This is a genomic window from Streptomyces sp. CRCS-T-1 (assembly GCF_024442335.1).
Lineage (GTDB): Bacteria > Actinomycetota > Actinomycetes > Streptomycetales > Streptomycetaceae > Streptomyces > Streptomyces koelreuteriae.
The window spans coordinates 1,528,719-1,541,723 of sequence record NZ_CP101651.1; the positions used below are offsets into that span (position 1 = coordinate 1,528,719).

A 13,005-nucleotide genomic window follows, 5' to 3' on the forward strand; every position below is an offset into this window, starting at 1 on the left:
TGGCGGGCCCCGGCCCGCTGCTCGGGCGGGCGACCAGGCCAGGGAGAAGGGTCTCGACGCCGGCCGGCCAAGCCGCCTCAGTCCGGGGACGGCCTGGTCACTCCCAGGTCCTCACGCATGGCGGTGCGCATCCTGGACAGGTCCTGCCAGCCCTTCCTGATCGCATCCCGCACGCCCTCGATGTCGTCGCCTTCGCGTGTGGTGCCCCGGGTCAGGCGGGCCAGGACGCCGTAGACGGCATTGAGGTCGCTGTCGACCCGCTTCACCTCCGTCAGCACGACGTCCGGCACGATCATCTGGGCCTCGGCGTGCCGGCGACGGTAGTCCACGCGGGCCGCCTCGACCACGGCCAGCGACTCCTGCGGGTCGTACCCGATGCGCAGGACGTGGGAGTGGTCGTTGAGGGTCGCCAGATAGTGGCGGGCGGCGGCGTTGAACTCCGTGTACGCCGCTGTGCGGGCCTCCCGGCCCGACTCCGCGAGCTGGGCGGCGATCTCGGCGCGGCGCGTCCCTTCGAGCCGTTCCCACTCCTCGCGGCGGGACACGTCCCCGCGGCGCTGGGTCAGCCACGCCGACCCCAGCGTGCCGCCCACGCCCACAACTGCCGCCAGCAGGCCCGCCGCAGCCGAGTCCATCACGCCTCCCCCGTGCCGACAGCGCTTCCGTACGGCCACTCAGTGTGCCCGCCCGAGGGACGCCGCCACAGACCCCGTCACGGCTCGGTGACCGGCGGCGTGAGAACGCGTCGCGGCTCGGCACCGCCCGGCGGGCGTCCAGAGCACACGGCACGCCGGGCGGGCGTCGCCCTCAACCTCTGCCCCCAGGCCCTCCGGCCTCGGAGTAACGATGGGATACGGTTTCCGCACCGCGCGCGTACGACCGCCGCGGTCGGCGCGGCCGGGCCCGCCACCGGCCGGACGGCGACAAGCCGGGCCACAACGTGAAGGAGCCGCAAGGGTGAGTCAGCGCAAGGCGACGAATGACGCCGGCCGGGCGACCATCCGCGATGTCGCGGAGCGCGCGGGCGTCTCCGTGGCCAGCGTCTCGCGGGTGCTGTCCGGCAACTATCCGGTGTCGGAGGAGCTGCGCCGCCGGGTGATGAAGGTGGTCCGGGAGCTGGACTACGTCACCAACGCGCACGCCCGCTCCCTCGCCGGCGGCGGCACACCGACGGTGGCGATCCTCATCAACAACATCACCGGCGCCGCGTTCGCGCACGTCGCGAAGGGCGTCGAGGGCGCCGCCACCCTGCGCGGCTGGCTCTCCCTGGTCGGCACGACCGGCGACGACCCTGAGCGCGAGCTGGCCCTGGTGAACATGATGCGGCAGCAGGGCGTGGCGGCCGTGATCCTGCTCGGCGGCGCCTACGACTACGACGAGTACCAGCTGCGCATGGCCCGCTTCGCCCGTTCCCTGGACGCGGCCGGCTCGCATCTGGTCCTGGTGGGCAGGCCCCCGCTGGAGGGCGACGTCCCGGCGACGACCGTCGACTACGACAACGAGGGCGGCGCCTACGCGATGGCCAGCCACCTGCTGTCGGCCGGTCACCGGCGCGTCCTCGTCCTGCCCGGACACGCGGAACTGACCACCGCCCAGGGCAGGTTGAAGGGAGCCCGGCGGGCCTTCGAGGCGTACGGCGTGCCCTTCGAGGCGGGCATGGTCCGGCACGGCCCGTACGACTACGAGCACGGCTACGAGGCGGTTGAGGCGGCCCTGCGCGACACTCCGGACTTCACCGCCGTGCTCGCCGGCACGGACGTGGTCGCCGCGGGCGCCGCTCAGGCCCTGCGCGCGGCGGGCCTGCGGGTGCCCGAGGACGTCTCGATCGTCGGCTACGACGACATCCCCCTCGCCTCCCAGCTCACGCCCCAACTGACCACCGTGCACGTGCCGTACGAGGAGATGGGCCAGGTCGCGCTGCGCGCGGTGGCGGACCGGCGCGAGGGCGGCGCGGGCCGCCGCAAGAGCGCCGACGGCGACCATCTGGTGCTGGGCACGCATGTCGTGGTCCGCAACTCGGTGCGGCCGCCGGCTGCGCGCGCCTGACACGCAAGCGTCGTTACGTAACCGTTTTCCCGAGACTTTACGGCCTCTCACGGGTGCCGTCGGCGTGCCCGCCCCGCTGCGGAGCGGCGACTCCTGCAGCGCCTTGAGCTGCACGTATGTCGGTCCGGGTGCGAGGCCTCGCCGTGCACCCGGTGATAACCCGCCGGACAATCCGCCGTAACAAATTGACGCGCACCTCTTGCTCTGAACGGATCTGTCCGCCTACCGTCCCAGCAACCGCTTACTACAGCTTCTGCTTGGCCGACCCCCCGCAACCGCGAGCCGACGGTTTTCCGGCCGCCGTTCCCGGCCGGCACCACCGAGCCGCCGCCGTCCGCCGTCCTCTCGTTCTGAGAACGTCCTATTCCGAAGGATCACGGTCAGATGAACTTCACCAGCCCCCGGAGAAGGTTCGCCTCCGCCGCTGTCGCGGGCATCGCGCTGACAGGTCTGCTCTCCGCCTGCGGCGGATCCGGCTCGGGCGACGACGCCGCGTCGAAGTCCGGTCCGGTCACCCTCCCCTACTGGGGCTGGGCCAACGGGCAGGAGGCGGTCGTCAAGGCGTTCAACGCCTCGCACAAGGACATCCGGCTGAAGTACACCAAGGTCACCGACCAGCTCACCATGCAGAAGCAGCTCACCAACGCGGTGAAGGCCGGCAACGCCCCCTGCCTGGTGCAGAACACCGCCGAGTACGTGACGAGCTGGGTGTCGCAGGACGCGCTCGCCGACATCACGCGGTATGTCGAGGGCGAGAAGGACACGTTCAACACCGGCGCCTGGGCGAGCGCGCAGGTGCAGGGCAAGCTCTACGGCGTTCCCACCAGCTCGGCGCCGCAGTTCACGATCTACCGCACCGACATCTTCGAGAAGTACGGCCTGAAGCCCCCGGCCACCTGGGACGACTTCATCGCCGCCGGCAAGGTGCTGAAGAAGCACGGCATCAAGATCACCAACTACGCCGGTGAGGACCCGAGCACCCTGGAGGTGCTCGCGATGCAGGCCGGTGCCCACTGGTACGCGATCGACGGCAACGCCTGGAAGGTGAACTTCCAGGACGAGGGCACCCTCAAGGCCGCGAAGGTCATCCAGGAGATCATCGACAACGATCTGAACGCCAAGCTGTCCTTCGCCGACTACGCGGCCGTGCAGCGCAGTTACGACACCGGCGCCACCGCGACCCGGCAGATCTCCACCTGGCAGATGGCCGGCATGGTGCAGAACTTCACCAAGTCCTTCGGCGACTGGGCGCTCGCGCCCTGGCCGACGTACCAGGGCGAGGCGGCCAAGACGCCGGCCGGTACGAATCTGACCGGCAGCGTGACCCTGGTGACCAAGCAGTGCGAGAACCAGGAGCAGGCGGCCAAGGCGGCGCTCTGGATGTCGACGAACCAGGACGCCGTCAAGACGATGGCGAGCCCGGAGACCGGCAACGGCGTGATGCCGGCGCTCAAGGACAGCGGCTCCTACGTCGGTGAGTCGATCTCGCGGAAGCTGCTCGGCGAGAACTACGAGCCGGCGCAGAAGGTCGTCACGGACAGCCTGGGCACCGTCACCACCGACTGGACCTACGGACCCAACTGGACCGCGATGTTCACCGAACTCCAGGCGGGCTGGGCCAAGGTGGTCAACAAGCAGGAGAAGGTCACCGACCTGCTCGCGCACATGCAGGAGTGGACGGTCAAGGACCTGAAGTCCCGCGGTATCAGCGTCAAGGGCTGAGGCATCGATGACTCGCTCCCTGCGCTGGAAGGGCGCCGCGTTCACGGTGCCCTTCCAGCTCGGCTTCGTCTTCCTGTATCTGCTCCCGATCGGCTACGCCGCCTACGAGTCGCTGTTCACGGAGAAGCAGTCCGGGCTCGGCCTCGGCGGCGCGACGACGGAGTTCGTCGGGCTCGACAACTACACCCAGGGCCTGACCGACTCGGCGTTCATGGACTCCGTCCTGCGGGTGGTGCTCTTCGCCTGTGTGCAGATCCCGTTCATGCTGCTGGTCAGCCTGCTGCTGGCGCTGTTCCTGGACGCGCTGACCTCCAGGGTGGCGAGCCGGTTCCGGATCCTGCTGCTGGTGCCGTACATGATCCCCGGCGTGGTCGCGGCGATCGTGTGGGTCAATCTCTACAGCCCGGACGTCGGCCCGCTCACCCCGATCGGCCACGCCCTCGGCTTCGACTGGAACTTCTTCGCGCCGTCGATGGTGTGGCCGTCCATCGGCAATCTGCTGACCTGGCACGGCATCGGCTACAACATGGTGATCATCTACTCGGCGCTGCAGGGCGTGCCGCGCGAGCTGTTCGAGGCGGCGCGGCTGGACGGCGCCTCCGAGCTGCGGATCGCGCGCAGCATCAAGATCCCGTTCGTGCGCGGGGCGCTGGTCCTGACCGGTCTGCTGTCGATCATCCAGATGCTGCAGATCTTCAACGAGCCGGCGCTGTTCCGGAACATCACCCCGCAGACGGTCAGCGACAGCTTCACCCCGATCATGATCATCTACAACCAGGCGTTCAACGCGGGCAACTACCACTACGCGGCCGCCCTGTCCGTGCTCCTGGCGCTCATCCTGGGTGTCGCCTCCTTCCTCTTCTACCGGCTCACCTCGAAGGAGGCCGACTGATGGTGCTGACCGAGCGGACCGCCACCGAGCGGCCCGAAGTCCGGGGCGTGCGGCGCCTGTCCCGCCCGGATCCGGCCTCGCGCGGGCGGGGCGGCCAGCGCTTCCTCCTCGTCGGGCTGGTCCTGGCGAGCGTCTACAGCCTGTTCCCGGTGTGGTGGCTGATCGTCGCCGCGACCAAGGACCGCACGGCGCTGTACCAGAGCAACGGCCTGTGGTTCTCGGGCTGGCATCTGTGGGACAACCTGCATCAGGTGTTCACCTACCAGGACGGCATCTTCCTGCGGTGGACGGCCAACTCGCTGCTGTACGCCGGGGTCGGCTCGCTCGGCGGCACGCTGATCGCCCTCGCGACCGGGTACGGACTGGCCCGGTTCGACTTCCCGGGCCGCAACGCGATCTTCGCGTGTGTCGTGGGCTCGTTCCTGATCCCGATCGCGCTGCTCACGCTCCCGCTGTATCTGCTGTTCTCGGCGATCGGCATGGTGGACACCCCCTGGGCGATGCTCGTCCCCTGCCTCATCAACCCGTTCAGCGTCTATCTGGCCAAGGTGTACACCGAGGCCACGATCCCCTACGAGCTGCTGGAGGCGGCGCGGATCGACGGCGCCGGCGAGCTGCGGATCTTCTTCAGCATCGTGCTGCGGATGATGACGACGGGCGGCGCGACGGTGTTCCTGCTGGCCTTCGTGAACACCTGGAACGCCTTCTTCCTGCCGCTGACGGTGCTGCGCGGCAAGGAGAACTGGACGCTCAACCTCGGCCTCTACAACTGGACGGGCACCCGGCTGGAGTCCGGCATCGACCTGACCGGTCTGGTGCTGACCGGGGCGCTGCTGTCCATCGTGCCGATGGCGATCATGATGGTCGCGATGCGCCGCTACTGGCGGACGGGCGTGACGCTCGGCGCCCTCAAGTGATCCCGGCCGGCCTCCTTCCCTGACTCCCGGGGGCCGCGGGTGACCCGACTCCCCGCGGCCCCCGGGTGCCCGACTCCCCCGGAGTTCCCGCGTGACCGTCCTGCACAACCCCGTCCTCCGCGGCTTCGCCCCCGACCCCTCACTGATCCGGGTCGGCGACTGGTACTACGTGGCCACGAGTTCCTTCGAGTGGTTCCCGACGATCCCGATCCACCGCTCCCGCGACCTGGCCCACTGGGAGTACGCGGGGCACGTCGAGGGGGCGGCGCCCGGGGGCACGCTGGCCGGGGTGCCCGACTCGGGCGGCGTCTGGGCTCCGTCGCTGAGCTGGGACGGGGAACGGTTCTGGGTGACGTACACCGTCGTACGGTCGGTCGGCACGCCGTACTTCGACCTGGACACCTACGTCTCGACGGCCACCGGCGTGGGCGGCGCGTGGAGTGCCCCGCGCCGGGTGGTGAGCCATGGGTTCGATCCGGCGCTGTTCCACGAGGACGGCCGGCTGTGGCTGCTGAACCTGCAGAACGACCATCGGCCGGGAGGGCGGCGGTTCGCGGGGATCGTCGTCACGGAGCTGGACCGGGACACGCTGACACCCGTCGGGCGGACACGTCTGCTGCTCCAGCACGACCGGCTGGTCGAGGGGCCGAAGCTGCTGCGGCGCGAGGGCTGGTACTACCTGGTGCTCGCCGAGGGCGGCACGGGCTGGGAGCACGGGGTGCGGGTGGCCCGCGGCCGGGAACTGACCGGGCCGTACACGCTCGACGACCGGCCGCTGCTGACCACGCGGGACGACGAGGGCGTGCCGTTGCAGAAGGCCGGGCACGGCGAGCTGGTCGAGACGCCGGAGGGGCGGTGGCTGCTCGGTCATCTGACGGCCCGTCCGCTGCACACGCCGCAGGGCCGTCGCTGCACGCTCGGCCGGGAGACCGCGATCCAGGCGGTGACCTGGGACGCGGAGGGCTGGCCCCGGCTGCGGCAGGGCGGTTGGCACCCGGCGGTCGACGTCGACGTGCCGACCCGGCCGCACCCGCTGCCGCCCGCCGCCCCGCCCGAGGGCTTGTCCTGGCCGTGGAGCACCCTGCGCGAGGCGCCGGATCCGTCCTGGGCCGATACGACGGCACGCCCGGGCTGGATCCGGCTGCGCGGCCGGCAGGGGCCGGAGTCCCGCTGGGCGACCAGCCTGCTGGCGCAGCGCGTCACCGAGCACCGCGCCGAGGCCGAAGTCACCGTCGAGGCACGGCCGGTGACCTTCGCCCAGGCCGCGGGGCTGGTGCTCCGGTACGACGCCGAGGCGTATCTCAGCCTGGACCTGACCTGGGCGGAACCGGAGGGCGAGCCGCAGCGGGGGCAGCAGTGGAGCGGGGGTGGTCGTACGGTGCTCAGCCTCGTGGAGCGGGATGAGCACGGTGCGCGGCAGGTCGCCGTGGTGGACGTGCCGGTGGAGGCACCGGTGACGTTGGGGGCGACGGTCGAGGGGGCCGACGCCCGGTTCTGGTACGTACGGGACGGGGTGCGTACGGCGGTCGGACCGGCCCTGGACTTCAGCCGGCTGTCCGACGACCACGGTTCCCGGCTGCGCTTCACCGGGGCGATGGCGGGCATCCACGCCCGGGACCTCGTCGACGCGGCGTTCACGGCGGACTTCACGGGATTCCGGCTGACCTGCACACCCGGCTGAGCGCGGCGGCGCGTTCGGGGTATCGAAAAGCGATGCTCGATTCTGCTCGGAACTGCTTCTCTCCGAGCACGTATTGACATGCCACGGTCGAAGCCCTCAGAGTCATGCCCCGAAAGTCCCGACAGTGCCCCGGCAGTGATGCGAGCCACCTCACCGAGGAGTGTTGCCGTCATGTCCGAAACACCCGCTGTCTCACGCCGACTGCTCCTGGGCGGAGCCGTCGCCACCGGTGCGCTCGCGGCCGGGATGAGCTCCGCGGCACCGGCCGCGGCCGCCGCGACCGGGCAGGCGCCCCGCCGCCGTCCCGGGCAGAAGTCGATGATCGGCGTGCCGTTCGAGGCCCACAGAACCGTCCGCGTCGGTGTCATCGGCCTGGGCAACCGCGGCGCGGGCATGGTCGAGGGCTGGGCGGCCGTGCCCGGCTGCACCGTGACCGCCGTCTGCGACATCCGCGCCGACCGGGCGCGCCGCGCCGCCGACCGGCTGGTGAGCAAGGGCAAGCCCCGCCCCGCCGAGTACGGCGGATCGGCCGGCTCCTACGCCCGCATGCTCCGGCGCGACGACATCGACCTCGTATATGTCGCCACGCCCTGGGAGTTCCACCACGAGCACGGCAGGGCCGCGCTGCTGAGCGGCAGACACGCGGTGGTGGAGCTGCCCGTCGCGACCGAACTGCGCGAGCTGTGGGACCTGGTCGACACCTCCGAGCGCACCCGCAGGCATCTGCTCCTCGCCGAGAACTGCAGCTACGGCCGCAATGAACTGGCCATGCTGCGGATGGCGCACGCCGGTGTGTTCGGCGACATCACCAACGGCCATGGCGGCTACCTCCACGACCTGCGTGAACTCCTCTTCTCCGACACGTACTACACCGACTCCTGGCGGCGGCTGTGGCACACCCGCAGCACCGCGTCCCTCTACCCGATGCACGGGCTGGCCCCGATCGCGGCGGCCATGGACGTCAACCGCGGTGACCGCATGGCCACCCTGTCCGCCACCGCGACCGCCCCGAAGGGGCTGGCCGACTACCGCGAGCGCTTCGTCCCCCGGGACCACCCGTCCTGGAAGGAGACGTACATCAACGGGGACCTGGTCACCTGTCTCATCGAGACGGAACGGGGCAGGGTCGTCCGGGCCGAGCACGACGTGAGTTCACCCCGGCCGTACAGCAGGATCAACACCCTCGCCGGCAGCCGCGGGATCGTCGAGGACTACACCGGGCCCAGCCCGACCGGCGCACGCGTCTACCTGGAACCGGACCACGGCGGCCACACCTGGCGCGACTTCGCCGACTACCGCAAGGAGTACGACCACTGGCTGTGGCGGAAGGTCGGCGACGACGCCGCGAACAACGGCGGTCACGGCGGCATGGACTACGTCCTGCAGTGGCGCACCGTCCAGCTCATGCGCGCCGGGCTGGTGCCCGACATCGACGTCTACGACTCGGCCGCCTGGTGCGCGGCGGTCCCGCTGAGCGCCGCGTCCCTGGAGCGGCAGGGCCGCCCGGTCGAGATCCCGGACTTCACCCGTGGCGCCTGGGCCGGCCGACGGCCCGGCCTCGACTCGGACCCGACGGAGATGCCGCCCGTCGGCTGAGACGCCCCGGCCGGCCACGACACCCGGCCCGGACGTGATCCACCGGCATTCAGTCGCCTGTCTACCCGCCGTCCTGCCCCGCACCTAGAGTAGGAAGCGCTTTCTGCCCGGTGGAGAGGTGGGTTCCCGATGGTCCGTACGGCGAGTGCGAGCGTGGCGGCAGGTCCGACGCTGGCGGTCGTGGCCCGTGAGGCGGGGGTGTCGGTGCCGACCGCGTCCAAGGTGGTCAACGGCCGGGAGGACGTGGCGCCCGAGACCCGCCGCCGGGTCACCGAGGCGCTCGACCGGCTCGGCTATGTGCGCAGACCCCGCTTCGACGCGGCGAAGGCGCCCCGACTGGTCGACCTGGTCGTGCACTCGCTGGAGAGCTCCTGGTCGGGCGCGGTGCTGCACGGGGTGGAGGAGGCGGCGCACGACGCGGGCCTGGAGGTCGTGGTGTCGGCGGCCCTGACCCGCTCCCGGGTCGGCCGCCCGGAGCGCGGCTGGCTGGACAAGCTGGTCGCCCGGGGCTCCTCCGGGGTCCTGTTCAATCTGGCCGAGCTGAGCGACTCGCAGTACGCCTGGCTGGAGCAGCACCGCATCCCGTTCGTGATGATCGACCCGGTCCAGGAGCCGCCGGAGGGAGTCGTCTCGGTGGGGGCGGCGAACTGGCAGGGCGGTCTGACGGCCACCGGGCATCTGCTGTCCCTGGGGCATGAGCGCGTCGCCGTGATCGCCGGCGACCGGCGCACGCTGTGCAGCAGCGCCCGGGTCGCCGGTTACCGCTCGGCGCTCGCCTCGGCCGGGGTGCGGCACCGCGCCGAATACGTACGGCACGCCGGTTTCGACGAGGGCCTGGCCCGCGGCCGCATGCTGGAGCTCCTCGACCTGCCCGAGCCGCCGACGGCCGTCTTCGTCTGCTCGGACCGGATGGCGCTGGGGGTGTACGAGGCCCTGGCCGAGCGGGGGTTGAAGGTCCCGCACGACGTCAGCGTGGTGGGCTTCGACGACCTGCCCGAGGCCCGCTGGGCCTCCCCCGCCCTGACGACGGTCCGCCAGCCGCTGTCGGAGATGGCCGCGACGGCCCTGCGCGCGCTGCTGCGCGTGATGGACGGGCACCGCCCGGAGAGCACACGGACGGAGTTGTCGACCCGGCTGGTGGAACGGGCCAGTACGGCGGCGCCGCGAGCGTAGGACGTTCGGCACGCGCGTGCGCCCTCCCCCACTGACGGTCGCTCCCTCGTCCGTCGCACACCCCCTGCGCGCGCCGCGCGCCCGTCGCCGTGGGGAACTGGTGCGCACGGGCCGGCGTCGAACGGTGCGGTGGGGAGGGGCCGTTGCCCGGGGGCGGGATGGCGGCGGGCAGTGGGGGGACGACCATGACACGCTGGCAGCCGCTTCCGGACGCACTGCCGAGGGAGGCCCGGCATCTGGTCGAGCAGCTGCGGGCCCTGAAGGACCGCACCGGTCTGAGCTTGGCCGAACTGGCGCGGCGGACGGCGTACAGCAAGTCGTCGTGGCAGCGGTATCTCAGCGGGGCCAAGCAGCCGCCGAGGGGGGCGGTGCAGGCGCTGTGCCGGGTGGCCGGAGCGGATCAGGCACGGCTGCTGGCGGTGTGGGAGCTGGCCGATCCGACATGGCCGCGCGGTGCGGCGATGCCGGCCGGGCAGGCGGTGGACGTCGTGGCGCCGCCGCCCGGTGCCGAGTACCGGCGGTGGCGAGCGGCGGCGCTGGTCTCCTTCGCGGTCATCGTCGTACTGGTGGCGGGGCTGCTGTGGGCGCTGCCCACGGGGAGCGGGTGACCCCGGGGTCACCCGCCCGGGCACTCAGCCGACCGTGCGGTAGTGCGCGTTCTTCCAGGGCCCGACGTTCTTGAGCTTCACCTGGTACTTGCCGCCCACGCGCTTGAAGTTGACGTTCCGCGCGTCGCCCTTGTACTGGACGATGTTGCCCGGGAGGCTCTGCAGCCGGGTCTGGGCGAAGTCCCAGCTCTCGCTGACGACGGTGCCGTCGGTCTCGGGGAGGTTGTGCCGGCTCTGCCACCACTGCGTGGCCGACTCGGTCTCCGGTCCGAACGAGCCGTCCATCTGGCTCTTCTTGAAGGGCCGCCACTCGCCCTCGTCGTCCTCCCACAGGGCGCCGTCCGCCCACAGGACCGTCTCCCACAGGGCGATGGCGTTGCCCCTGGAGTAGGCATCGACGCCGAGGTTCTCCTCGTCCTCCCAGTCGTTGGTGACAGCGCCGCCGCCGTCGATGCCGAAGTACGCGGCGGCGTTCGCGGCCGGTGCCAGGGCGATCCCGGTGGCCCCGCCCCCCAGCAACAGGGCCGTCACCATCGCCGTGGCCCGAATGCGCATGCTCATGCGGTGTTCCTTTCCGAACCGCCGTCCCCCGCGGGTCACCCCTGGGGCGGCTCGTCTCGTCTGGCACCGCACAGCCTCACGTCCGGCCCCCGGGCAGGGCGAGCGTTCCCGGCGTTCACGGACCGCCCAGGGACGACTCGGGCGCGGGGCGGCCAAGTCCCGGCCGAGCGTGGGACGCACGGGGCCGTCCTGGGCCGGAAGACGGCTCCCCGGCATCCGGGCCGGTTCCCAACAAAAGTGTTTGTTGGGTCGCCCGGCCCCCCGCACCTCCCCCCGGACGGCACAATGCGTGCATGGATGATGACTGGCAGCAACAGATCGACGCTCTCCAGGAGGAGTTGGTCCGCCGCGACGACCCCGCCGCCTGGGTCCGGGAGGCCGACGCGATGGACGCCTCGCGGCGCTATCCCGCTCTGTCGCTGCGCGGGCCGGTCTTCGGGGTCGCCGCGCAGGATCCCGCAGCGGGACCGGACTGGCGGCTGCTGAAGCCGGTGACGGACGGCATGCCGCAGATGGCCCGGGACGGGCTGCACTCGCACCTGTGGTTCATGGCGAAGGACGACACCGACGACCCGGCCGTCCGGCGCGAACTGCTGGCCGCCGTCGCGGTGATGGAGCGCGAGCCGGTGAACGAGGTGGAGGCGTGCGGGGTGCGCTACCGGGTCGTACGCGGCGACGAGTTCGCCCGCTGCGACGACGACGGTCTCGAACCGCCGCGCCCCACCGACCTGGAGCCGGCCTCGCGGTCGTGGGACAAGCGAGCGAAGGACACCCCCTCCCCGGACGTCGGCTTCCTCCTCGACCCGGCCCGCCCGGACGGTCTGGCGGCGGGCGCGCTGCGGCTGGGGCTGAGCGACTTCGCGTACACGGGCGCCCGCTTTCCCTCCGACGTCCGCCGGGACTCCGAGCGTGCGGTGACCACCCACCCGGAGCCCGTGCTGCTGCCCACCGGATTCGGCGTGGTCGAGCGCGGCCGGCACGGCTGGCAGCCATGCGGCACGCTCATGGCCTCACCCCACGACGCCCGGCGGCTGCTCTACAACGGCATGTCCGAGATCTGGGCGATGCTCTACCAGTACGACGACGCCAAGAAGGCGCGGTACGCGCGCGCCGCCGAGGAGTACAAGGCACTCGACCGCGCCGACGAGTTCCGCTTCGACGACCGCCTCTTCCGGATCTGCCGCGTCGAACGCTTTCTGCGCATGGGCCCCGACGGACCGGAAGGCCCGCGCCCTTCGGACATCGACGAGTACGGCCCCATGAAGATGCACCCGACGATGGACGAGGACGGCACCATCCACTACGAGTCGGAGACGGCGGACTAGAGAGGACCGGGGAGGACCGGGGAGGCCCAGGAAGGACTAGGCCCGTTCCATCAGCCGCTTGAGGGCGGTGAGGTCGGCGGAGACCGCCTCACCGTCGCGGCGGAACTCCTCGTCGCTCATCCCGGGCCGCCGGCGCAGGGTGAACACCACCTCGCAGCCGTCGCCGTCGGCGATCACCCGCATCGGATTGTGCACGGTCTGCCCCGAGGGCAGGGTGACGTCGTGGTCGAGCACGCCGAACTCGTTCCTGGGCGTGAACACGACCACGACCCGCCCCATGGGCGACTCCCCCACCCACCGGCCGTCCACCTTCTCCATGGAACGGGCCAGCCCGGGAGCCCAGCCGGGGACGTTGACGGGGTCGCAGACGTAGTCGTAGACCTCCTGGGCGGGACGGTCGATCGGAATGCCGAGGTGCCGGGATCGCTGTGTCGTGGTCGTCATGGCGGCGACGTTACGCGGGCGGCCGGGAGAGGGTCTTGAA

The 13,005-nt window shown here is 71.4% G+C and carries 12 protein-coding genes; 9 read left to right on the forward strand and 3 right to left on the reverse strand.

The annotated features are described in order from the left end of the window. Positions 1-77: 77 nt before the first annotated feature. Entirely contained in the window at positions 78-635 is a 558-nt protein-coding gene (locus tag NNW99_RS06750; protein WP_215117784.1) for a hypothetical protein, read from the reverse strand. 322 nt (positions 636-957) lie between these two features. On the opposite strand from NNW99_RS06750, the gene NNW99_RS06755 reads away from it, so the two are divergent. The 8 genes from NNW99_RS06755 to NNW99_RS06790 all read left to right on the forward strand — a co-directional run bounded on the left by NNW99_RS06755 (position 958) and on the right by NNW99_RS06790 (position 10,635). After that, a complete protein-coding gene (locus NNW99_RS06755) occupies positions 958-2,046 on the forward strand; it encodes a LacI family DNA-binding transcriptional regulator (RefSeq protein WP_215117785.1) in 1,089 nt (362 codons plus the stop codon). A 384-nt stretch (positions 2,047-2,430) separates the two neighbouring features. Continuing rightward, entirely contained in the window at positions 2,431-3,768 is a 1,338-nt protein-coding gene (locus NNW99_RS06760; RefSeq protein WP_215117786.1) for an ABC transporter substrate-binding protein, read from the forward strand. A 7-nt stretch (positions 3,769-3,775) separates the two neighbouring features. Further along, on the forward strand, positions 3,776-4,660 hold the full coding sequence (locus NNW99_RS06765; protein WP_215117787.1) for a carbohydrate ABC transporter permease: 885 nt from the start codon (positions 3,776-3,778) through the stop codon (positions 4,658-4,660). Then, positions 4,660-5,577 carry a carbohydrate ABC transporter permease gene (locus NNW99_RS06770; RefSeq protein WP_215117788.1) on the forward strand — a complete coding sequence of 306 codons (918 nt, stop codon included), beginning with the start codon at positions 4,660-4,662 and terminating at the stop codon, positions 5,575-5,577. Before NNW99_RS06765 ends, NNW99_RS06770 begins: the two co-directional genes overlap by 1 nt. Positions 5,578-5,668: 91 nt before the next feature. Then, positions 5,669-7,258 carry a family 43 glycosylhydrolase gene (locus NNW99_RS06775; RefSeq protein ID WP_215117789.1) on the forward strand — a complete coding sequence of 530 codons (1,590 nt, stop codon included), beginning with the start codon at positions 5,669-5,671 and terminating at the stop codon, positions 7,256-7,258. Between the two features lie 171 nt (positions 7,259-7,429). Continuing rightward, a complete protein-coding gene (locus NNW99_RS06780) occupies positions 7,430-8,854 on the forward strand; it encodes a Gfo/Idh/MocA family protein (RefSeq protein ID WP_215117790.1) in 1,425 nt (474 codons plus the stop codon). Between the two features lie 129 nt (positions 8,855-8,983). Next, the gene (locus tag NNW99_RS06785) at positions 8,984-10,027 is read left to right on the forward strand and encodes a LacI family DNA-binding transcriptional regulator (protein WP_215117791.1); all 1,044 of its coding nucleotides are present in this window, start codon (positions 8,984-8,986) and stop codon (positions 10,025-10,027) included. Positions 10,028-10,212: 185 nt separating this feature from the next. After that, complete coding sequence (locus NNW99_RS06790; RefSeq protein ID WP_215117792.1) at positions 10,213-10,635, forward strand: helix-turn-helix transcriptional regulator; 423 nt, start codon at positions 10,213-10,215, stop codon at positions 10,633-10,635. Positions 10,636-10,659: 24 nt separating this feature from the next. On the opposite strand, the gene NNW99_RS06795 is transcribed toward NNW99_RS06790, so the two are convergent. Further along, on the reverse strand, positions 10,660-11,196 hold the full coding sequence (locus NNW99_RS06795) for a hypothetical protein (protein ID WP_215117793.1): 537 nt from the start codon (positions 11,194-11,196) through the stop codon (positions 10,660-10,662). A gap of 293 nt (positions 11,197-11,489) precedes the next feature. Here NNW99_RS06795 and NNW99_RS06800 point away from each other — a divergent pair, with 293 nt between their 5' ends. Beyond that, positions 11,490-12,521, forward strand: a complete 1,032-nt coding sequence (locus NNW99_RS06800) for a DUF5954 family protein (protein WP_215117794.1) — start codon at positions 11,490-11,492, stop codon at positions 12,519-12,521. A 36-nt stretch (positions 12,522-12,557) separates the two neighbouring features. On the opposite strand, the gene NNW99_RS06805 is transcribed toward NNW99_RS06800, so the two are convergent. Further along, on the reverse strand, positions 12,558-12,965 hold the full coding sequence (locus tag NNW99_RS06805; RefSeq protein ID WP_215117795.1) for an SRPBCC family protein: 408 nt from the start codon (positions 12,963-12,965) through the stop codon (positions 12,558-12,560). Between the last annotated feature and the right edge of the window lie 40 nt (positions 12,966-13,005).